The 19,950-nt window shown below is 64.4% G+C and carries 20 protein-coding genes; all 20 read left to right on the top strand.

Annotated features, from left to right (window positions below; all coding sequences use genetic code 11):
* Positions 1 to 41: 41 nt before the first annotated feature.
* The 20 genes from hemL to U1E26_00120 all read left to right on the top strand — a co-directional run bounded on the left by hemL (position 42) and on the right by U1E26_00120 (position 19,938).
* The gene (gene hemL / locus U1E26_00215; protein ID MDZ4168064.1) at positions 42 to 1,322 is read left to right on the top strand and encodes a glutamate-1-semialdehyde 2,1-aminomutase; all 1,281 of its coding nucleotides are present in this window, start codon (positions 42 to 44) and stop codon (positions 1,320 to 1,322) included.
* A gap of 180 nt (positions 1,323 to 1,502) precedes the next feature.
* A complete protein-coding gene (locus U1E26_00210) occupies positions 1,503 to 1,763 on the top strand; it encodes a ribbon-helix-helix protein, CopG family (GenBank protein ID MDZ4168063.1) in 261 nt (86 codons plus the stop codon).
* Positions 1,738 to 2,160 carry a PIN domain-containing protein gene (locus U1E26_00205; GenBank protein MDZ4168062.1) on the top strand — a complete coding sequence of 141 codons (423 nt, stop codon included), beginning with the start codon at positions 1,738 to 1,740 and terminating at the stop codon, positions 2,158 to 2,160. The genes U1E26_00210 and U1E26_00205 overlap by 26 nt, the downstream gene beginning before the upstream one ends.
* A 113-nt stretch (positions 2,161 to 2,273) precedes the next feature.
* On the top strand, positions 2,274 to 3,131 hold the full coding sequence (gene galU / locus U1E26_00200) for a UTP--glucose-1-phosphate uridylyltransferase GalU (GenBank protein MDZ4168061.1): 858 nt from the start codon (positions 2,274 to 2,276) through the stop codon (positions 3,129 to 3,131).
* Positions 3,132 to 3,283: 152 nt separating this feature from the next.
* Positions 3,284 to 4,369 (top strand): CDP-glucose 4,6-dehydratase, encoded by a 1,086-nt coding sequence (rfbG, locus tag U1E26_00195; GenBank protein ID MDZ4168060.1) that lies wholly within the window; start codon positions 3,284 to 3,286, stop codon positions 4,367 to 4,369.
* Between the two features lie 131 nt (positions 4,370 to 4,500).
* Complete coding sequence (locus U1E26_00190; GenBank protein ID MDZ4168059.1) at positions 4,501 to 5,709, top strand: Fic family protein; 1,209 nt, start codon at positions 4,501 to 4,503, stop codon at positions 5,707 to 5,709.
* A gap of 60 nt (positions 5,710 to 5,769) precedes the next feature.
* The gene (locus U1E26_00185) at positions 5,770 to 6,231 is read left to right on the top strand and encodes a helix-turn-helix domain-containing protein (protein ID MDZ4168058.1); all 462 of its coding nucleotides are present in this window, start codon (positions 5,770 to 5,772) and stop codon (positions 6,229 to 6,231) included.
* On the top strand, positions 6,221 to 6,880 hold the full coding sequence (locus U1E26_00180; protein ID MDZ4168057.1) for a nucleotidyl transferase AbiEii/AbiGii toxin family protein: 660 nt from the start codon (positions 6,221 to 6,223) through the stop codon (positions 6,878 to 6,880). The genes U1E26_00185 and U1E26_00180 overlap by 11 nt, the downstream gene beginning before the upstream one ends.
* Positions 6,881 to 6,961: 81 nt before the next feature.
* A complete protein-coding gene (locus tag U1E26_00175) occupies positions 6,962 to 8,431 on the top strand; it encodes a mannose-1-phosphate guanylyltransferase/mannose-6-phosphate isomerase (protein MDZ4168056.1) in 1,470 nt (489 codons plus the stop codon).
* Positions 8,428 to 9,489: a GDP-mannose 4,6-dehydratase gene (gene gmd / locus U1E26_00170; protein ID MDZ4168055.1), complete on the top strand. Its 1,062-nt coding sequence runs from the start codon at positions 8,428 to 8,430 to the stop codon at positions 9,487 to 9,489. Before U1E26_00175 ends, gmd begins: the two co-directional genes overlap by 4 nt.
* Before the next feature lie 4 nt (positions 9,490 to 9,493).
* Positions 9,494 to 10,459 carry a GDP-L-fucose synthase gene (locus tag U1E26_00165; GenBank protein MDZ4168054.1) on the top strand — a complete coding sequence of 322 codons (966 nt, stop codon included), beginning with the start codon at positions 9,494 to 9,496 and terminating at the stop codon, positions 10,457 to 10,459.
* A gap of 13 nt (positions 10,460 to 10,472) precedes the next feature.
* A complete protein-coding gene (gene rfbF / locus U1E26_00160) occupies positions 10,473 to 11,243 on the top strand; it encodes a glucose-1-phosphate cytidylyltransferase (GenBank protein MDZ4168053.1) in 771 nt (256 codons plus the stop codon).
* Positions 11,244 to 11,245: 2 nt separating this feature from the next.
* The gene (gene rfbG, locus U1E26_00155; GenBank protein MDZ4168052.1) at positions 11,246 to 12,346 is read left to right on the top strand and encodes a CDP-glucose 4,6-dehydratase; all 1,101 of its coding nucleotides are present in this window, start codon (positions 11,246 to 11,248) and stop codon (positions 12,344 to 12,346) included.
* Positions 12,343 to 13,680, top strand: a complete 1,338-nt coding sequence (rfbH, locus tag U1E26_00150) for a lipopolysaccharide biosynthesis protein RfbH (protein MDZ4168051.1) — start codon at positions 12,343 to 12,345, stop codon at positions 13,678 to 13,680. Before rfbG (U1E26_00155) ends, rfbH begins: the two co-directional genes overlap by 4 nt.
* Entirely contained in the window at positions 13,680 to 14,750 is a 1,071-nt protein-coding gene (locus U1E26_00145) for an NAD(P)-dependent oxidoreductase (GenBank protein ID MDZ4168050.1), read from the top strand. The genes rfbH and U1E26_00145 overlap by 1 nt, the downstream gene beginning before the upstream one ends.
* Positions 14,747 to 15,625, top strand: coding sequence for a class I SAM-dependent methyltransferase (locus U1E26_00140; protein ID MDZ4168049.1), 879 nt, complete (start codon positions 14,747 to 14,749; stop codon positions 15,623 to 15,625). The genes U1E26_00145 and U1E26_00140 overlap by 4 nt, the downstream gene beginning before the upstream one ends.
* Before the next feature lie 86 nt (positions 15,626 to 15,711).
* Complete coding sequence (locus U1E26_00135) at positions 15,712 to 16,554, top strand: N-acetylneuraminate synthase family protein (GenBank protein MDZ4168048.1); 843 nt, start codon at positions 15,712 to 15,714, stop codon at positions 16,552 to 16,554.
* Positions 16,514 to 17,056, top strand: a complete 543-nt coding sequence (locus U1E26_00130) for an HAD hydrolase family protein (protein ID MDZ4168047.1) — start codon at positions 16,514 to 16,516, stop codon at positions 17,054 to 17,056. The genes U1E26_00135 and U1E26_00130 overlap by 41 nt, the downstream gene beginning before the upstream one ends.
* A 4-nt stretch (positions 17,057 to 17,060) precedes the next feature.
* On the top strand, positions 17,061 to 18,860 hold the full coding sequence (locus U1E26_00125; protein MDZ4168046.1) for a thiamine pyrophosphate-binding protein: 1,800 nt from the start codon (positions 17,061 to 17,063) through the stop codon (positions 18,858 to 18,860).
* A 4-nt stretch (positions 18,861 to 18,864) separates the two neighbouring features.
* Positions 18,865 to 19,938: a Gfo/Idh/MocA family oxidoreductase gene (locus U1E26_00120; protein ID MDZ4168045.1), complete on the top strand. Its 1,074-nt coding sequence runs from the start codon at positions 18,865 to 18,867 to the stop codon at positions 19,936 to 19,938.
* The last annotated feature ends 12 nt before the right edge of the window (positions 19,939 to 19,950 follow it).

The raw sequence follows: 19,950 nt of genomic DNA, 5'->3' as shown, positions 1-19,950 counted from the left end.
GCGCGCGTATCTGATTGCCTCAAAGGAAAGGTCGAGTTCCCATGACTCAGTCCTCACACGACACCTTCAGTACTGCCTGCGATGTCATCCCCGGGGGCGTGAACTCGCCCGTGCGCGCCTACAAGAGCGTGGGAACCGAGCCTCGTTTCGTGGCGAGGGCCAAAGGCAGCCACATCTGGGATATCGACGGGCGCGAGTACGTGGACTTCGTGGGCAGCTGGGGCCCGATGATCCTGGGGCACGGTTACGAGCCCGTTCTCGAGGCCGTACGTGCCCAGCTGGAGCTGGGGACGAGCTACGGGGCGCCCACGTGCGTAGAGATCGACGCGGCCCAGGCCGTCATCAACGCGGTGCCGAGCGTCGAGATGGTGCGCTTCGTCTCAAGCGGCACCGAAGCGACGATGAGCGCCATTCGCCTGGCGCGTGGCTACACCGGACGCGAGAAGTTCATCAAGTTCGATGGCAACTACCACGGCCACTCAGACGCGCTGCTGGTGGCGGCGGGTTCGGGACTGCTGACCCTGTCGATTCCCGGCACGCCGGGAGTGACCGAAGGGGCCGCGAAGGACACCGTCGTGCTGCCGTACAACGACGTTGACGCGGTGCGCGAGGCGCTCGAGGCCCATCCGGAGCAGATCGCGGCCATCATCCTTGAGCCGATCGCCGGCAACATGGGTGTCGTGCCGCCGAAGCCGGGCTTTCTCAAGGGCTTGCGGGACCTGTGCGACGAGCACGGGACCGTCCTCATCTTCGATGAGGTCATCTCCGGTTTCCGCGTGGCGCTCGGCGGCGCGCAGGAGCTCTACGGAGTCACCCCGGACCTGACCACGCTGGGCAAGATCATCGGCGGCGGTTTCCCGGTGGGAGCGTTCGGCGGCAAGGCCGAGATCATGCGGCACCTCGCGCCCGAGGGGCCGGTCTACCAGGCCGGGACGCTGTCGGGTAACCCCGTGGCCATGGTCGCGGGACTCGCCACGATTGCGGGACTATCCGAGCCGGGCGTGTACGCGGAGCTCGACCGCAAGGGCAAGAAGCTGGCCGACGGCCTGTGCCGCGCCGCCGGCAGCGCCGCCATTCACACGCACTGCAATCGCGTCGGCTCGATGTCGACGATGTTCTTCACCCACCTCGAGGTGAGCAGCTGGGCGAGCGCTTCCACCTGCGACACCGACCGGTACGCGCGGTTCTTCCGCGGAATGCTCGATCGTGGCTACTGGCTTGCGCCAAGCCAGTTCGAGGCCTGTTTCGTCTCGATGGCGCACACCGACGAGGAGATCGACGCGTTCGTCGCGGCTGCCGGCGAGGTACTCGCGACGCTGTAGCGCGGCTCGAATCCACGACGAACCACAGGGCCGGCGTGCATGCAGCGCGGGCCCTTTCTCTTTGTGCACGGCTATCGGCGTGCCGCGCTCCGAGGAGGGGTCGCGTGGTAGGATGTGTAACGTAGATGTGTAGTACTGGGTATGAGTGCGGTAAGAGCGCGGTTGGGAGCAGGTGTCAGCATGGCCCGCATGGTGCGCAAGCAGATCGTCATCTCGCCTGAACAGGACCGTCTGCTCGAGGAGCGCGCGGCGGTACTGGGCGTCTCGCAATCCGCCCTTGTCAGACGGGCCATCGACCGTCAGATCGAGGAAACGGACCGCGAGTATCGGATGAAGCTATGCGAGCAGTTCGTGCAGGGTGCGCTCACGAGCAAGGCGTCCAGCGGCGGGCAAAAGTGGACGCGTGAGGAGATTCATGAGCGCGGCACTGATCGACACTAACGTGCTCGTGTACGCGCACGATGCAGACGCGCCCCAGAAGCAGGCGCGCGCGATCGCCTTGGTGCGCGAACTGGCCACGACGGGGGAAGGCGCGGTGTGCGTTCAGGTGCTTGGTGAGTATGTGAACGTCGTGGCGAGGAAGTTTCGCCATCGGTTGGACATGTCGGAGGCGCTTGACCAGGCGAGGGCTCTCACCGCCTTGTTCACCGTTCACGACACCACGCCTGAGGTCGTGCTCGAGGCCGGGCGTGGCGTCGAGCGCCATGGTTTCGCCTTCTACGACGCCCAGATCTGGGCCGTGGCCAGACTCAACGGCATCTCGCTCGTATACACAGAGGAGTTCACGCACGGGCGAGAGGTCGAGGGTGTGCGCTTCGAGAATCCGTTTCGCACCTGACACGCCCATGCGGTGTGGGATACTTCTCCGCGTGCGCTGATGTGCGCTGACCGCCGACCCGCGCCCACGCATTGCAGCAACCGATTCCGAACGTCACCTGGAGGACTCGTCAGATGAAGGCCATCATCCCTGCAGCAGGTCTGGGCACCCGCTTCCTGCCCGCGACGAAGTCGCAGCCCAAAGAGATGCTTCCCGTCGTCGACAAGCCGGTCATCCAGTACGTCGTCGAGGAGGCGGTAGCGGCTGAGGCCGATGACATCCTCATCGTGACGGGGCGCGGCAAACGCGCCATCGAGGATCACTTCGACCGCTCCATCGAACTCGAGGAGCTGCTGGAGTCCACCGGCAACACCGATCGTCTTCGGCAGGTACGCCGCATCTCCGACCTCGCCGAGGTCTTCTACGTGCGGCAGAAGAAGCCCAAGGGCCTCGGTCACGCGGTGCTGTGCGGTGCGCCCTTCACCGATGACGAGCCCTTCTACGTGCTCCTGGGCGACATGCTCGTGCCCTGCAACTGCGTGCTGCCTCGGCTGCTCGAGGTCCATCGGCGTACGGGCGCGAGTGTCATCGCCGTCATGCCGGTGCCCGATGACATGGTCAGCAGGTATGGCGTCATCGAGGGGCACGAAGTCGGCGACGACGCATGGCGCGTCACCGGCCTGGTCGAGAAGCCGCCCGTCAACGAAGCACCGAGCAACCTCGCCATCTTCGGGCGCTACCTGCTCACCCCGCGCGTGATGCAGCTGCTGCCGGAGGTTCGGCCCGGACGCGGCGATGAGATCCAGCTCACCGATGCGCTGGTCAAGCTGCTCGAGGTCGAAGAGCTCTACGCCGTGGTCGTCGATCCGGCCGAGGGCTTCGACACCGGAAACGTGCTGTCCTGGCTGGAGGCCAACGTCGCGCTGGCACTGAACTCCCCCGAGTACGGTCCTGAGCTGCGCGGACGCCTTGACGGGCTGCTCGGCAGGTAGGGTCAGCCGTCAGGTCGGCCGCTCGGTCGGCCGCTCGGTCAGCCGGCGGTCAGCCGCTGGCCGATGTCGGCGGGACAACTCCGCCCCGGCAGGCGTATAGTCTTCTTCAGGAAACGGGGGCAGTCCGGCACAAGCGTCTGGGGGCATCGACTATGGCGTCGGCTATCCGCTTGCCTGACCCGAGAAGCGCCTTTGCGGGTCGAAGGATCCTTCTCACCGGCCACACGGGGTTCAAGGGATCGTGGCTCACTCGCTGGCTGCTCGACATGGGCGCGGAGGTCACCGGGTTGGCCCTGGAGCCGGACTCGTCGCCCGCGCTGTTTGCTGAGATGCTGCTTGCGCATCACATGGACAGTCGTATCGGAGACATCCGCGATTCCGAGCGCGTTGCGCGCGTCTTCGCCGAGGTTCGTCCCGAGGTGGTGTTCCATCTGGCGGCACAGCCGGCGGTACTTCGTTCCTACGCCGAGCCGCGCTACACGTTCGATACCAACGTGATGGGGACCGTCAACGTCCTCGAGGCCGTGCGGTCGAGCACCGAGACGCGTGCGGTGGTCAACGTCACCACCGACAAGGTCTACGAGAATCCCGAGACAGGCGAGGCGTTCGTCGAGGAGTCGATCCTCGGTGGTCGCGACCCGTACTCGGCGAGCAAGGCGTGCTCCGAGATCGTCAGCGCATCGTACCGGCGCTCGTTCCTCTCGGATGGCGGGGCCGCAATCGCCACTGCGCGCTCGGGCAACGTCATCGGCGGCGGGGACTGGTCCAACGACCGCATCATCCCTGACGTCGTGCGCGCGCTTGCTGTGGGCGAGCCCGTGCGAATCCGCAGGCCTGAGACCATCCGACCGTGGCAGCATGTCTTGGAGCCGCTCGCGGGCTACCTGTCCCTTGCCGCGGCCCTCTTGGAGCGGGGTCAGGAGTTCGCCGACGCGTTCAACTTCGGACCGGAGCCCGAGGATGTCCACACCGTTCGCGAGCTGGTCGAGTGCGCGCTGGGTGCCTGGGGAGCGGGCGAGTGGGACGTGCCGGATTCGGGCGAGGCGCCCTATGAGGCCGGGATGCTCGTGCTCGACATCGCCAAGGCCAAGCGAGAGCTCGGTTGGCGGCCCGTCTGGGACTTCCAGACGGCGGTGGAGCGCACGGTCACCTGGTACCAGCGTGTGGGCGAAGGCGAGAGCCCGACCGACGTGACCCGGGACGACCTCGCGGCGTACACGGCCGCGATGGGGGCGTAGGTCTGCACGTTTTCCCATCGCGTGGTGAGATTCTTACCATCTGATGGGAAACAACGCACAGTGCTTGGCGATTAAACACCTATTCGCTAAAGTGTTTAAGTGTTTATTCGCCACGAGCAAGGGGTGCGTCCGTGTTTCGCTTCCACATCACCGATGCCACAGCGGCTCACGTCGCGCGAATCGAGCACCTGCGCGAGCAGCTCGACCGCCGGGGGCCGCTGCCGCGCGTGTGGGCGGGGCGGACGCGCGCGGACCTGGTCGCGGAGGCGGCCTCGGCCTCGGTGAGGCTCGAGGGCGTGAACGTCACCGCCGATGAGGCGCGTCGCATCCTCATGGGGGACCGTCCCGCCTCGGTGAGCGCTGGCGATGCAGCGGAACTCATGGCGTATCGCGAGGCGATGGCGTTGGTACTGAGTCGCGCCGACGACTCCGGGTTCGTCTGGCAGCGCGAGCTGATCTTGGCCGTCCACCGCAGCGTGATGGGCGGCTCGTACGCTGCGGAAGCCGGCCGCATTCGGCGCGTGCAGAACTGGCTCGCGAACGCCTCGACCGGCGAACAGGTCTTTCAGCCGGTGATGCCGGAATCGGTCGCCGGTCTGCTCGACGAGCTCTGTGACTGGCTCGGAGCGTGCGAGAAGGACGCTCCCGTCGCGGCGGCGGCCGCTCATGTACGGATGGCGGCCATTCACCCGTTCCGCGACGGCAACGGTCGGACTGCTCGGGTTCTTTCCTCGCTCGTCATGTATCGGGGAGGCTACCGGGCACCCCAGTTCACGAGCCTTGAGGAGTGGTGGGGGCGTCACGTCGATGCGTACTACGAGGCGTTCGAGTGCCTGGGCGACTCCTATGACGAGGCCGCCGACGTGACGCCGTTCGTGTCCGCGCACGTCGCGGCGCAAGCGACTCAGGCAGAGGCGCTCTCGCTCAGGGATACGCTCGAGCGTGCGCTGTGGACCGTGCTGACCGACATAGCCGTGCACGATCTGCAGCTGAACGAGCGCGCATCGCACGCGCTCTACGACGCGCTGTTCGGGCGAGCAGTGACCAACCGGTACTACCGTGCCGTGGCCGACGTCTCGGACGTTACTGCCGTCCAGGACCTGCGCAAGCTCGTCGCGGCAGGCCTGATCGAGGCGCGTGGCGGTGGCAGGACCGCGCACTACGTGGGGGCTGACCGGCTGCTCGACACGGTCGCGGGTGCCGCCGAGATCGATCCCGCGCGGCTCGGTGCCGGCGAATTCTGCGCGCGCGCCCGAGCACTTGTCGCAGCTCTCGCACATCGCCTGCAGGGCGAGGAGATCCGCGAGGACTCGCTGCCGTACTGCGCGCAGCGGGGATGAGGCGGCACCCGATAAGAGAAATAAGAGAAACAAGCCAGCTCGAAGTGGTAGAATACCGACATGGATACTTCGGGCACTGATCTCGCTCCCAAGGACTACCTCTCTGCCCGTGAAGCGGCGGCGATGCTCGGTGTGACCGCGCGGACCGTTCATCTGTGGATCGTGGCGGGCAAGCTGCCCGCCACGCGGGTATCCGAGCGCGTCACGCGCATCCCAAGGGCAGCGGTGCGCGAGATGATCAGCCCGCCGGTCTCCAGCATCCAGGATCGTGGAGTCCCCACAGCGGAGCGCGCAGCCGTCTTCTGGGACGTAGACGTGGAGTCACTCGACCCAGAACGCCATGCTCGCTTCATCATCGAGCGCATCCTCGAAGCGGGGCGTCCGGTGCACCTGCGGTGGCTGTTCTCGACGTACCCGGTAGAGCGCATTCTGGAGGTGGCACGAACGTCGCGCGGTTTGTCGCACAAAGCGGCGAGTGCCTGGACGAACATCCTGGAGGCGAGAATCCGCGATGTCGCGTGAGACGGTCGAGCCACATCGGGAGGTCATCGACGCGGAGACGGCGTCGGTGCTGCACATTCTCTCGGAGATTCCTTCGGTCTCGGGGTTCTACCTGGCCGGCGGGACTGCGGCGGCACTGCAGCTGGGGCACCGGCAATCCCTCGACCTGGACCTGTTCACCGAACGCCCTTGGAGCACTGCGCGGGTCTTGGGCGACCTGGCTGCGCGGGGAAGCATGGTGATCGACAGGCAGGAGGAGGGCACGCTTGTAGGTGAGTTTGATGGCGTGCGAGTGAGTCTCTTCTGGTACGAGGCGCTGCTTCTCGCCGAGCCCGTCGACGCCGGGCTCGGGGTGCCTTTGGCAAGCCTTCTCGATATCGGCTGCATGAAGCTGATCGCGATCTCGCAACGCGGGAGTCGGAAGGATTTCATCGACCTGTACCATCTGGCTGCTGCGGGCGTCACCGTTCGCGACATCGTGCGAGCGCTCCCGGTCAAGTACCCCGGCGTCCGCTATAACGTCGTTCACCTGTTGCGTTCGCTGGCCTACTTCGATGACGCCGAGAGTGAGCCCGAGCCGGTGATGCTTGTGCCGCACGACTGGGGTTTGGTGCGCACCTACGCGATTGCGGAGTCCACAGCGCTCCTTGCCGAGATCGCTCCCGTCTGAGCTCCCGCCGTCGGCCCGCCCTGTCCTGATACAATCGCAGGCATTCGCATGCCCGGTCGATCACCCACTCGGAGACCCCACGTGACCCAGCGAAACCCGCACCTGCGCGCCGTCGTCCTCGCGGGCGGCTCTGGCCAGCGTTTCTGGCCTCTGTCGCGCGAACTCAATCCAAAGCAGCTGCTGTCGATGTTCGGGACCGAGTCACTCATCGCGCAGGCGGTTCACCGCATCCTGCCGTTCGCCGAGGGCGGTTCATCCGTCGCCATCGCGACCAACGAGCGTCTCTTCGACGAGCTGCGCAACCATCTGACGGCCCATGAGGACACCGCACTTCACGCGGTCCGCTACATCCAGGAACCCGTGGCGAAGAACACCGCGCCGGCCATCGCGCTTGCTGCGGCCGTGTTTGCCGCTGAGGACCCTGAGGCGATCATGGTGGTGCTCCCGAGCGATCACCTGCTCGAGGGCGGCCAGCTGTGGGCGGAGTGCATCGAGGCCGCGATGGCGGTTGCCGCCGATGGATACCTCGTGACGATCGGGATCACGCCGACGCGGCCCGAGACCGGCTACGGCTACATCCGGGCTGGTGAGCCGCTGGACGGTCGTGCTATCGGTGGAGCCGTACCCCACGTCGCGGCCGAGTTCGTCGAGAAGCCCGACGCTGACCGCGCGCAGGAGTTCGTGGACAGCGGGCGTTACTACTGGAACGCCGGCATCTTCGTCATGAAGGTGCAGCAGGTGCTCGACGAGTTGGATGCAGCGGGTGGCGAGGAAGCGCGCATCGCCGAGGCTGCACGCTGGATCGCGGCACAGGACCCGGCGGACCGCAACGGTCGCGAGGCGTTCGATCGCTTCAGCGCGCTGGCCTCGATCTCGATCGACAAGGCGGTCATGGAGCGCAGTGAGCACGTGGCGGTGATTCCGGCGCCTCTCGAGTGGAGCGACGTGGGCTCGCTGCTGGCGCTGGAGTGCGTGGCGCCGGCCGATGAGCGCGGCAATGTGCGGCTGGGGCGTGGGCTCGACATCGACAGTGTCAATTCCCTCATCTACTCAGGCGACCGGTTGGTGGCCACCCTTGGAGTCGAGGACCTCATCGTCGTCGACACCTCGGATGCTACGCTCGTGCTGCCCAAGAATCGCGCGCAGGACGTGCGACACGTATTCGACGCGCTCAAAGCAGTGGGCGCTCCGGAGGTCACCAAGCCGAAGGTCTCGCTGCGGCCGTGGGGCTCGTGGATGAGCCTTCTCGACTCGCCCGCCTATCAGATCAAGTACATCGAGGTGAAGCCCGGTGCCAGGATCAGCCTGCAGAAGCATCGGCATCGTAGCGAACACTGGATAGTGGTGAGCGGTTCTGCGATGGTCGAGCGAGATGACGAGCGCATCGAGGTTCACCAGAACGAGGGCGTATTCCTGCCCGTGGGGTGCGTGCATCGCATGCAGAACGTGGGCAAGGTGCCGCTCGTGGTCATAGAAGTACAGGTTGGCGAGTACTTGGGCGAGGATGACATCGTGCGCCTCGAAGACGACTGGAATAGGGAGAGCGACTGATGACCCGAAGGGCGCTTGTCACTGGCATCACCGGCCAGGACGGCTCGTACCTTGCCGAATTCCTGCTCGAAAAGGGCTACGAGGTCCACGGGCTGGTGCGCCGCGCTTCGACGGCTTCGCGGCTGGAGCGAATCGAGCACCTGGTCGACCGGGTCAAGCTTGTGCACGGTGACATGAGCGACCAGGCGTCGCTGATTGACGTCGTGGATGAAGTGCGTCCGGACGAGGTATACAACCTGGCGGCACAGTCTTTCGTCGGCGACTCGTGGCGACAGGCGGTCTACACAGGGGATGTCGATGCGTTGGGAACCACGCGACTGCTCGAGGCGGTGCGTCGCGTTTCGCCGAAGGCTCGCTTCTATCAGGCTTCGTCATCGGAGATGTTCGGCAAAGTCCATGAGGTTCCGCAGACAGAGCTGACACCGTTTCACCCTCGTTCTCCCTACGGTGTCGCCAAGGTCTACGGTCACTACATCACGGTCAACTACCGCGAGTCGTACGGGATGTTCGCCTCGAACGGCATCTTGTTCAACCATGAGTCCCCGCGGCGCGGGTTCGAGTTCGTGACACGCAAGATCAGCGACGGCGTTGCGCGCATCAAGTTGGGGTTGGCCGATGAGCTCAGGCTGGGCAACCTCGAGGCGAAGCGCGACTGGGGTTTCGCAGGTGACTACGTCGAAGCGATGTGGTTGATGCTCCAGCATGACGAGCCCGACGATTTCGTGGTCGCGACAGGGGAGACGCACACGGTTCGCGAACTCTGCGAGGTTGCATTCTCGCGCGTCGCGCTCGACTACGAGAAGCACGTGACGGTTGATCCGGAGTTCTTCAGACCCGCGGAGGTCGAGCTTCTGCTCGGAGACCCGGCAAAGGCGCGCGAGCGGTTGGGCTGGGAACCGAAAGTGGGGTTCACGCAGTTGGTGAACGAGATGGTCGACGCCGACCTCGACCGAGTGCGGCGATTGGCGCAGGTCGATCTCTTGCCGCCGCTTGAGGACGCAGGACCCGCGGAGTATCACGTCGCAGGCGCCAACGCAGATGCCAGTGGCGAGGAGTGAAGCCATGGCTCAATTGGCAGGGGCGCGCATCTGTGTGACGGGCGGGGCCGGCTTCCTCGGCTCGTTCGTACTTGAGGAGCTCGAGCGCCACGGTGCGCGTGACGTGTTCGTTCCTGAGTATCCCGAGTACGACTTGGTGAAGCGCGAGGATATCCTGCGGATGCTCGCGGACTCACGGCCCGACGTGATCATTCATCTGGCAGCGGTGGTCGGCGGCATCGGCGCCAACATGACCAACCCGGGCAAGTACTTCTTCGAGAACGCCATGATGGGCATCCAGCTCATCGAGGAAGCACGGCTCGCCGGCGTGAGCAAGTTCGTCGCGCTGGGCACCATCTGCGCCTACCCCAAGTTCGCGCCGATTCCCTTTCGCGAGGAAGACCTTTGGGCGGGCTATCCCGAGGAGACCAATGCGCCGTACGGCTTGGCGAAGAAGATGATGCTCGTCCAGTGCCAGGCCTACCGCCAGCAGTACGGATTCAATGGCGTGTTCTTGTTGCCGGTGAACCTGTACGGGCCACGAGACAACTTCAACCTCGAGTCGAGTCACGTGATCCCCGCCATGATCCGCAAGATGATCGCGGCCCGAGACGCAAGCGAGACCGTGGTGCTCTGGGGCGACGGCTCGCCCACGCGCGAGTTCCTGTTCGTCGAGGATTGCGCTCGGGCGATTGTGCTCGCGGCCGAGAAGTACGACGGCGAGGAGCCGGTGAACCTCGGAGCGGGCTGGGAGATCTCGATGAAGGACCTCGCAGCCACGATCGCTGAAGCGGTCGGATACGAGGGCGAGATCATCTGGGACACGTCCAAGCCCAACGGCCAGCCGCGCCGCAAGCTCGATACTGCGCGCGCCCGCGAACTCTTCGGGTTCGAGGCCGAAGTGACGTTCGCCGAAGGTGTCAGGCGCACGGTCGAGTGGTGGGAAGCGAACCGCGAGGGCTACGACGAGCGCGCCGCCGCGCACGGCTGATGAGGAGTCGGGTATGAAGGTCGTCATTCTGGCCGGTGGACTCGGGACGCGCCTGTCCGAGGAGACCGTTCTGCGCCCCAAGCCCATGACCGAGATCGGTGAGAAGCCGATTCTGTGGCACATCATGAAGATCTACAGCCACTACGGAATCAATGATTTCGTCATCTGTGCGGGATACAAGGGCTACCAGATCAAGGAGTACTTCAAGAACTACTGGCTTCACAACTGTGACGTCACCTTTGATCTACGCACGCACGAGACGATCATTCACCAGGATGCCAATGAACCGTGGCGCGTCACGGTTGTCGACACAGGGGCCGAGACTCCTACGGGCGGTCGCATACGGCGCATCAAGGACTACCTTGACGGCGAGACGTTTCTTCTCACCTACGGAGACGGAGTCGCAGACGTCGACATCGCGGGCACCATCGAGTACCACAAGCGAAACGCGAAACTGGCCACCGTCACGGCGGTCCAGCCCCTCGGTCGCTTCGGAGCGATGGACCTCACTCACGAGCAGGCGGTGCTGTCGTTTCAGGAGAAACCGCAGGGTGATGGTGGATGGGTCAACGGCGGATTCTTCGTGCTTGAGCCCGGTATCTTCGACCACCTCGGGGACAGTGACACCATGTGGGAGCAGGAGCCACTGGTGAGCATCGCGGCATCGGGGGAGCTGGTCGCGTACAAGCACACCGGCTTCTGGCAGCCGATGGACACGCTACGTGACAAACAGCTGCTGGAAGCGTTATGGGAGTCCGGCGAGGCCCCCTGGAAGGTTTGGTAGAGGTGGCACCATTCGGTGGGGTGTTCTCGGGTCGCCGGGTTCTTGTCACGGGGCACACAGGATTCAAGGGCTCCTGGCTCAGCCGCTGGCTGGTTGATTTGGGTGCTGAGGTCTTCGGGTATGCGCTCGAGCCGGATACATCGCCGTCGCTGTTCGCCGATCTGGCACTGCACGAGTTGGTGGATAGCCGGATCGGCGACATTCGGAATGCCGGGGGCATCGCGGCGCTGGTTGCCGAAATCCGACCCGAGACCGTCATTCACTTGGCCGCTCAGCCGCTGGTGCGCAGGAGCTATGCCCAGCCGCGCTACACGTTCGAGACCAACGTCATGGGCACGGCCAATCTTCTGGAGGCCGTTCGGGACTGCGCCGACTGTCGGGTAGTGGTGAATGTCACTACCGACAAGGTCTACGCGAACTCTGAAACGGGTGAGCCATTCGGTGAGGACCGGCCTCTGGGAGGCCATGACCCCTACAGCGCCAGCAAGGCGGCCTCCGAGATACTGACGGCCTCATACCGGGCATCATTCTTCAGTACCCCGGGTACCGCCGCAATCGCGACGGCGCGTGCGGGCAACGTCATCGGCGGCGGGGACTGGTCCGAAGATCGGCTTGTGCCCGACTGCGCGCGCGCATTGTTGGCAGGCTCAAGCATCATCGTTCGCAATCCAGCTTCGATTCGGCCGTGGCAGCATGTGCTTGAGCCCCTGTCGGGCTATCTGCATCTGGCTGCAGCGCTCTGGTGTGAGGAAGCTGAGCAAGGCGCCTACAATTTCGGACCCGACCCGGACTCTGCTCGCACGGTGGGTGAGGTCGTTGACCAACTCATCGCGACATGGGGCGAGGGGTCTTGGCATGCCCCCGAGCTTCAAGAGCAGCCGCACGAGGCCGCGATTCTTCGGCTCGACGTTCGCAAAGCGGCACAGGTGTTGAAGTGGCGCCCGGTCTGGAGTTTTGAGGATACGGTCGTGCGCACCGCTTCGTGGTACCGAGCCTACGCTACGGGGCAAGACGCATCGGCGCTGGTCGAGACCGACCTTGAGGCGTACGCAGCGGCCGCCGCACACAGTGGCATCGCATGGGCGCAAGGAGAAGTGGCGTGACCGACAACAATCGCGCCGAAGACATCCGGCAGCAGATATTGGAGCTGACCCGCGCGTACCATGCGGAGCAGTTCGCCGCGAAACCCGTGTTCGTGCCCGGGGAGAGTCGCGTCGCATATGCGAGCAGGGTCTTCGACGAGCGCGAACTCGTGAATCTCGTGGATTCATCACTCGACTTCTGGCTGACCTACGGTCGCTACTCGCGCGACTTCGAGGCAGGGCTCGGCGAGTATCTGGGCATCAAGCACGCACTGCTCGTGAACTCGGGCTCAAGTGCCAACCTGCTCGCGTTCGCGGCGTTAACGAGCGACTGGCTGGGCGACCGCGCCATGCGTCCGGGTGACGAGGTGATCACGGTCGCTGCGGGCTTCCCGACCACCGTTGCGCCGATCGTCCAGTTCGGGGCGGTGCCGGTCTTCGTGGACGTGGCGCTGGGAACGTACGACATCGATGTCACGCAACTTGACGCGGCGCTCTCGCCAAGGACCAAGGCCGTTATGCTCGCCCACACGCTCGGCAACCCGTTCGACATCGACGCAGTACGGGCGTTCTGTGACGCCAACGCACTGTGGCTCATCGAGGACAACTGCGATGCCCTGGGCGGGGAGTACCGCGGGCGCAAGACGGGCACGTTCGGAGATATCGGCACCTCAAGCTTCTACCCGCCGCACCACATGACTATGGGCGAGGGCGGCGCGGTCTACACGGACAACGACCAGCTCGCAGAGATAATGCTGTCGATGCGCGATTGGGGCCGCGACTGCGTCTGCCCGTCGGGCAAAGACAACGCCTGCGGGAAGCGCTTCTCGCAGCAGTTCGGCACCTTGCCGAGGGGGTACGACCACAAGTACGTCTACTCGGAGTTCGGCTTCAACCTGAAGGCGACTGACATGCAGGCCGCGATCGGCGTAGCGCAGCTCGAGAAGCTCCCGGAGTTCACGGCGCGGCGCAGGGAGAACTACGCGTACCTGCGAGAGGAGCTGCAGCCGCTCGAAGACGTCTTGATCATGCCCATGGCGACTGAAGGGTCGGACCCCTCATGGTTCGGCTATCTCATGACGGTGCATGAGGGCGCACCTGTGTCCCGCGATGAGCTGGTGGGAGCGCTTGAGGCCGCCAAGATCCAGACCCGGATGCTGTTCGCGGGGAACATGGTGCGCCAGCCGGTGTTCGACCGCATGCGGGAATCGGGCGATGGTTTCCGCGTCGTCGGCGAGCTGGTCAACACCGATCGCATCATGCGAGACGCCTTCTGGATCGGCGTGTACCCCGGGATGACCGAGGAGATGCTCGCTTACATGGTCAAAGTCCTGCGTTCGGCGGTGCGTATCTGATGCTGCGCGACGCCGGTGACGCCAATCCGCTCGCCTCGGATCTCGACGGCATCCTTGAGTCTTCCGCCGAGGCATGGAGCAGTCTCAGTGGAGCTCGGATCTTCATCACGGGAGGCACAGGGTTCGTTGGGACGTGGCTGCTGGAGTCGTTCGCGTGGGCGAATCGAGTGTTGTCGCTTGATGCGAGCGCGGTCGTGCTCACTCGCGACCCTGAGCGCTTCGCTGCCAAGGTGCCTCATCTCGCCTCGGATCCGGGGATATCACTACTTCAGGGCGACGTCACCGACTTCGAGGCCCCTGCTGGCCCGTTCACCCACGTGATTCACGCAGCCGCCGAGTCGAGCACCCAACAGAATGCGACTGATCCGCTCCGCATGATCGACACGGTCGTGCGGGGTACGCGCAATGTGCTCGACGCCGCACGCTCATGGGGCTCTTCCGGGGTGCTCTTCACGAGTTCGGGAGCTGTGTACGGGGTCCAGCCGGGCGACCTTGAACTGATCTCCGAGGAGCAGCCGGGCGGTCCCGACCCGCTGGCTGCGGGTTCGGCCTACCCGGAGGCGAAACGTCTTGCGGAGACACTGTGTGCGACCTACGCGGTTCAGCATGGGGTGCCGGTGAAGATTGCGCGCTGCTTCGCGTTCGTCGGGCCGCACTTGCCGCTGGACGCCCATTTCGCCGTGGGCAACTTCATCCGCGACGGACTTGCTGGCGGTCCGATCAGCGTTCGAGGTGATGGGACGCCGGTACGGTCGTACTTGTACGCGGCCGAGCTCGCGTCGTGGCTCTGGACGATTCTTCTGGCAGGCGAGAGCGGACGCGCCTACAACGTCGGGTCTGAGCACGGTCACAGCATCGCCGAGGTCGCACGCACCGTCGCCGCGGCGTTTCAAAGTGCACCACGGGTGTCGATCGCTGGCACCCGCGTCGAGAATCTCGGAGGTGGCGGCGACCGCTACGTGCCATCGACGCAGCGTGCGCGTGAGGAACTCGGGCTGAGAGAGACCGTGGATCTGTGCGAAGCGGTGAGTCGGACGATTGAGTGGCAGCGGAAGAGGAGGCGAGCGTGAGTACCAGACAGCGTCCGCGTGTCGCGAAGGAGTGTGTGTGCTGCGGCGGCAATCGACTCTCCAGGACGCCAGCTGTCTTGATGCCCTTCGTCGCCAGCCGCGTCTTTGGATGGGAGCCAGTTGAGATCACGCCGGAGTGGAACATGCGCGATCTCAAGTGCGGCATGGCCTACTCGGTCTGCAACACCCTGAGGTGCAATGATTGCGGCTTGGTATTCCTTGACATCCGGTTTGATGACGAAGAACTGGCGGCCCTCTATCACGGATATCGAGACGCAGAGTACACGGCGCTGCGCCTCAGGTTTGAGCCCGACTATCAGGCAAGAAACGACGATCTGGTGGGAGGCTACTCCTACATCCCCCACGTCGAGGAGTTCCTTCGTGAGCGCATCGGGCGGGTCGAGGGCGTTCTCGATTGGGGTGGGGACACCGGTCTGAACACGCCGTTCAGGCATGAGGTGGCGGTTCATCACGTCTACGACATCTCCGAAAAGCCCGTGATCACCGGGGCTCAACGCGTTACGGCGAACGAGGCGATCGACAATGAGTACGACCTTGTTGTGGTGAGCCAGGTGCTTGAGCACGTGCCGTTCCCCGAGGACGTCCTCACTGAGGCCGTGCGGGCGATGAGACCTAGTACGTCGCTGTGGGTCGAAGTTCCGCACGAGGCTGTCGTGCGTGAAGCCGTGGACCCGGAAGCAGCGTACCTGTCGAAGCGACACTGGCATGAGCATGTGAACTTCTACACCGAGGACGCCCTGACGGCGCTTCTGGAAGGCGTTGGATTGCTGGTCGAGGAGCGAACGACCTTCGCGGTTACGGTCAGTGGCAGGGATTCGTACGTGATGGGCGCCGTCTGTCGTCGCCGAAAGTAGGGGCTTTTGGCCGCAGAGCGCCGGGTAGTCGAGTCTCTGAGTGTGGTACTATCCGCCTCATGAAATCACTCTCCGTCGGAAACAAAATGGTCGGGCCGGAACACCCCTGTTATGTCATCGGGGAGATCGGCATCAACCATATCGGCGATATCGAAATCGCCAAGCGACTCATCCAAATCGCCTCGGCTGCGGGATGCGATGCGGTCAAGTTCCAGAAGCGAACTCCTAGCATCTGCGTGCCCGCGGCGCAGCGCGATCTCATGCGTGAGACGCCCTGGGGCTACATCTCGTACATGGACTATCGAGAGCGCGTCGAGTTCGGCATCGAGGAGTATCGCGCGATTGACGAGCACTGCCGCAAGCATGACATCCAGTGGTCAGCATCATGCTGGGACGAGCCGTCCGTCGAGTTCATGGAGCAGTTCGATCTCCCGTGCTTCAAGATCGCCTCTGCGAGTCTCACGGATGACTCACTACTGAAGCGCACGCGTGCGACCGGCAAGCCGGTGATGCTCTCGACTGGCATGAGCACGATCGAGCAGATTGACAAAGCAGTGGACATTCTCGGCACGGACAATCTCGTACTTCTGCATGCAGTGAGCACCTACCCGGCTCGCTATGACGAGTTGAACCTGCGCGTGATGGAGACGCTGCGCGAGCGGTACGACGTGCCCATCGGCTACTCCGGTCACGAAACGGGGTTGGCATCGACTGTCGCTGCGGTCGCGCTGGGTGCCTGTGTTGTTGAGCGGCACATAACGCTCGACCGCTCGATGTGGGGCTCCGACCAGGCAGCATCGCTAGAGCCCAGCGGACTCACCAAGTTGGTTCGCGATATTCGACTCGTTGAAACCAGTCTCGGCAGTCCGGAGAAGAAGGTGCTCGAGCGTGAGCTCCCTATCGTCGCCCGCCTCCGCAATCAGACCTGACATGTTCCGCCAGGTTCGGGCAGTGGCGATGGATGTGGACGGCGTTCTCACGGACGGCACGTTCCTGTGGGGTGCCGACGGTGTCGAACTCAAACGCTTCTGCTTCGCCGACGTCACGGGAATCGCGCTTGCCCGCGAAGCGGGGATTGTCGTGGCGCTGGTCTCCGGAGAATCGAGCCAGAGCGGCATGGCCCTCGTCCATCGGTATGCTGCGAAGCTCAAGATCGGCGATGTCTTCGCCGGGTGCCACGACAAAGCAGCCGCGCTGGGCGATTTCGCCCGAACGCACAACATCGAGCTGGCCGAGACCTGCTTCATCGGAGACGACGTGATCGACCTGGCCGCGATGGAGATCGCGGGGGTCGCGTGTGCTCCCGCTGACGCGCACCCCGCGGCGCTTGCCAGGGCCGCCTACGTGACACAAGCTGCCGGCGGCAAGGGCGCAGTGCGCGAGGTCCTCGACCTCGTGGTCGCCCAGCACGATGTGAATCGGGAGCGGTGACACCATGATCAAGGTGTCAGACTACGTCGCTCAGTTTCTCGTGGACCAGGGCGTCAGGCATGTCTTCATGCTCGTGGGTGGGGCAGCGATGCACCTCAATGACTCGATCGGCGGGCGCGACGAGATCACGTTCGTAGCCCATCTGCATGAGCAGGCGGCCGCAATCGCGGCAGAGTCGTATGCCAAGTACGACAATCGTCTGGGTGTCGCTGTTGTGACGGCAGGTCCCGGAGGCACGAACACCCTCACCGGTGTCGCGGGAGCCTGGCTCGACTCCACGCCGATGCTCGTGATCTCGGGTCAAGTCAAGCGTGCTGACCTGAAGGGCGATTCCGGCGTTCGCAACAGGGGCCCTCAGGAGTTGGACCTCCCGACGATCGTATCGTCCATCACGAAGTACGCCGTGACGGTGATGGACCCGACGATGATTCGGCACCATCTTGAGAAGGCAGTGCACCTCGCCACCTCAGGGCGTCCCGGTCCGGTGTGGCTGGAGATTCCCCTGGATGTGCAAGGGGCGGCGGTTGAAGAATCGACTCTTGTCGGTTACGAGCCACTGAGGGGCGCCGAAGTGGTGGGCGCCGGCGCGCTCGAGGAACTGGTGAGCAAGACACTCGACCTGTTCGAGGCGGCCGAACGCCCCTTCCTGCTGTTCGGCAATGGCGTTCGTCTCGCCGGCGCCGAGGCGGAGATGCGGCAGCTGGTGGACGCCGCAGGAGCTCCCTTCGGGCTGACGTGGCCGGCGCTTGACCTCGTTCCCGACGATCACTCGCTGTTGGTTGGTCGTCCCGGCTCCATGGCGCCGCGCGCGCCCAATTTCGCGCTACAGAACTCGGATTTCTTCCTCTCGATAGGCGCTCGGCTCGATCTGGTGTGTACCGCCTTCGCGCCGGATCGGCTTGCCCGCGGTGCATGCAAGGTAATGGTGGACATCGATAGTGCGGAAATCGGCAAGATCGAGCCCCATCTTGATCTGAGCGTGTGCGCTGACGCAAAGGAGTTCATCCACGAACTCCTGCGTCAGTTGGGCAGCCGGACGTTGCCGTCGGTGGACTCGTGGATCGCGCAGTGTGCCGCCTGGAGAGAGGCGTACCCGCTCGTTGACAGGGAGCTGCCGGCCACGGGCCCAGTCAGCATGTACACCTTCACCCAGTCGCTGTGCGAGGCGCTTCCCGAGGGCGCGCTGGTGGTACCCGCGAGCTCCGGCAACTCTGTGGAGATGTTCCTGCTGTCCTACGCCGCCAAGGCCGGACAGCGCGTGTACCTGACGACAGGATTGGGTGCCATGGGCTTCGGTCTGCCCGCGGCCACGGGAGGCTGTTTGGCTTCGGGGGGCCAGCAGACTGTCTGCGTCGAGGGCGATGGCGGCTTCCAGATGAACTCCCACGAGCTGGAAGTGGTGGCGCGGCTGCAGCTGCCCCTGAAGGTCTTCGTCATCGACAACGGCGGCTACGGATCGATTGTCTGCGCACAGTCGGCCTACTTTGACCGTCTCGTCGGCGCGCATCCGGAGAGCGGCCTCACCCTCCCGAGCGTCCTCGCTCTCGCGGAGGCCTATTGCCTTCCGACGGACGAGATAGCCGACCAAGCTGATGTGGCGGACGGCATTCGCCGCGTACTTGATGCTCCGGGACCCTGTATCTGCCGGGTGGTTGCAATCCCGGATGAACCGCGGCAACCGCGTGTGGCATCCTACCAGCGTCCCGACGGAAGCATGGCGTCGCGACCGCTTGAGGACATGTTTCCGTTTCTGCCACGGGGCGAGTTCCTGAGCAACATGATCGTTCCGCCGATTCCGGACTAGACGCATGCATATCCTCATCGTCGGCCTCGGCGCCGCGGGACAGCGGCACGCTCGCAACTTACGCAGGCTTCTGGGCGATAGCGTAGAAATCTCAGCCGTGCGTCGGCGCGGCGGGGGGTCCGCGCTCTCCGACTCGATGCAGCCCCAGAGCGGTGTCTTGCCGGAAGAGAGCCTGGGTATCCGCGTTTTCGATGAGTTGGACCGCGCACTCGAGGAGCGTCCCGACGGCGTCGTAGTCGCCAACCCTACGAGCATGCACATCGCCACCGCGCGCGCCGTTGTGAAGGCCGGATGCGGCCTTCTTCTCGAGAAGCCGCTCGGCCATTCCTGGGACGGGGTGCCGGAGTTTCTCGCGGCGGCCTCAGAGAGCCGAATGCCCGTCCTAGTCGGTTTTCAGCTTCGCTTTCATCCGCTTCTTGAGCGGCTGAGGACCATTGTCCACGGGGGCGAGTTCGGACCCGTTCTGTCCGCTGCATCGACCTACGGTGAGTACTTGCCTGACTGGCACCCCTATGAGGACTATCGGACAGGCTACGCTGCGCGTCGCGACCTGGGCGGGGGTGTGCTGCTCACGCAGATTCACGATATAGACTGCCTGGGGTGGATCTTGGGATGGCCCTCGCAGGTGTACAGCGTCGGGGGTCACCTCAGCAGTCTCGAAGTGGATGTGGACGACACATCGGTGTCGCTGTGGCCCTGCCTGATGGATGGTCGCGCTGTGCCCGTGCAACTTCAGCAGACCTACGCGCGGCGACCGCCGATACGCCAGATCGAACTGATCATGGAGCGTGGGAGGCTGCATCTGGACCTGCTTGCGGCGCACCTGCGTGCCTGGGATACCGACGGTCTGTGCGTTGTGGATGAGAGTCTGAGAGATTACGATCGAAATGAGATGTTCCTTGCCGAAATGGCCCATTTCCTGGAGTGTCTAGCGGGTCGTGAGGCGCCGCGCATCCCCGCCGTCGAGGCGGCACAGAGCCTCGCTGTGGCGCTCGCTGCTTTGCGCTCACAGGCTTCGGGTGTGGTCGAGACGGTGATCTACCCGGGTGAAGCTGCGGCAAAGCCCACAGTGCCCTAAACGAACACGTCG

This window comes from Coriobacteriia bacterium (assembly GCA_034370385.1).
In the GTDB taxonomy this organism is placed as follows: domain Bacteria; phylum Actinomycetota; class Coriobacteriia; order Anaerosomatales; family PHET01; genus JAXMKZ01.
This window is presented reverse-complemented; position numbering and strand designations above follow the sequence as displayed.

Bases quoted from the DNA above. Each gene is read 5' to 3' on its own strand.
- U1E26_00180 (MDZ4168057.1), top strand. From the start codon at position 6,221: ATGTCGCGTGAGACGGTCGAGCCACATCGGGAGGTCATCGACGCGGAG.
- U1E26_00165 (MDZ4168054.1), top strand. From the start codon at position 9,494: ATGGCTCAATTGGCAGGGGCGCGCATCTGTGTGACGGGCGGGGCCGGC.
- U1E26_00205 (MDZ4168062.1), top strand. From the start codon at position 1,738: ATGAGCGCGGCACTGATCGACACTAACGTGCTCGTGTACGCGCACGAT.
- U1E26_00210 (MDZ4168063.1), top strand. From the start codon at position 1,503: ATGGCCCGCATGGTGCGCAAGCAGATCGTCATCTCGCCTGAACAGGAC.
- U1E26_00120 (MDZ4168045.1), top strand. From the start codon at position 18,865: ATGCATATCCTCATCGTCGGCCTCGGCGCCGCGGGACAGCGGCACGCT.
- U1E26_00145 (MDZ4168050.1), top strand. From the start codon at position 13,680: ATGCTGCGCGACGCCGGTGACGCCAATCCGCTCGCCTCGGATCTCGAC.
- hemL (MDZ4168064.1), top strand. From the start codon at position 42: ATGACTCAGTCCTCACACGACACCTTCAGTACTGCCTGCGATGTCATC.
- rfbG (MDZ4168060.1), top strand. From the start codon at position 3,284: ATGGCGTCGGCTATCCGCTTGCCTGACCCGAGAAGCGCCTTTGCGGGT.
- galU (MDZ4168061.1), top strand. From the start codon at position 2,274: ATGAAGGCCATCATCCCTGCAGCAGGTCTGGGCACCCGCTTCCTGCCC.
- rfbF (MDZ4168053.1), top strand. From the start codon at position 10,473: ATGAAGGTCGTCATTCTGGCCGGTGGACTCGGGACGCGCCTGTCCGAG.
- U1E26_00125 (MDZ4168046.1), top strand. From the start codon at position 17,061: ATGATCAAGGTGTCAGACTACGTCGCTCAGTTTCTCGTGGACCAGGGC.
- U1E26_00185 (MDZ4168058.1), top strand. From the start codon at position 5,770: ATGGATACTTCGGGCACTGATCTCGCTCCCAAGGACTACCTCTCTGCC.
- U1E26_00135 (MDZ4168048.1), top strand. From the start codon at position 15,712: ATGGTCGGGCCGGAACACCCCTGTTATGTCATCGGGGAGATCGGCATC.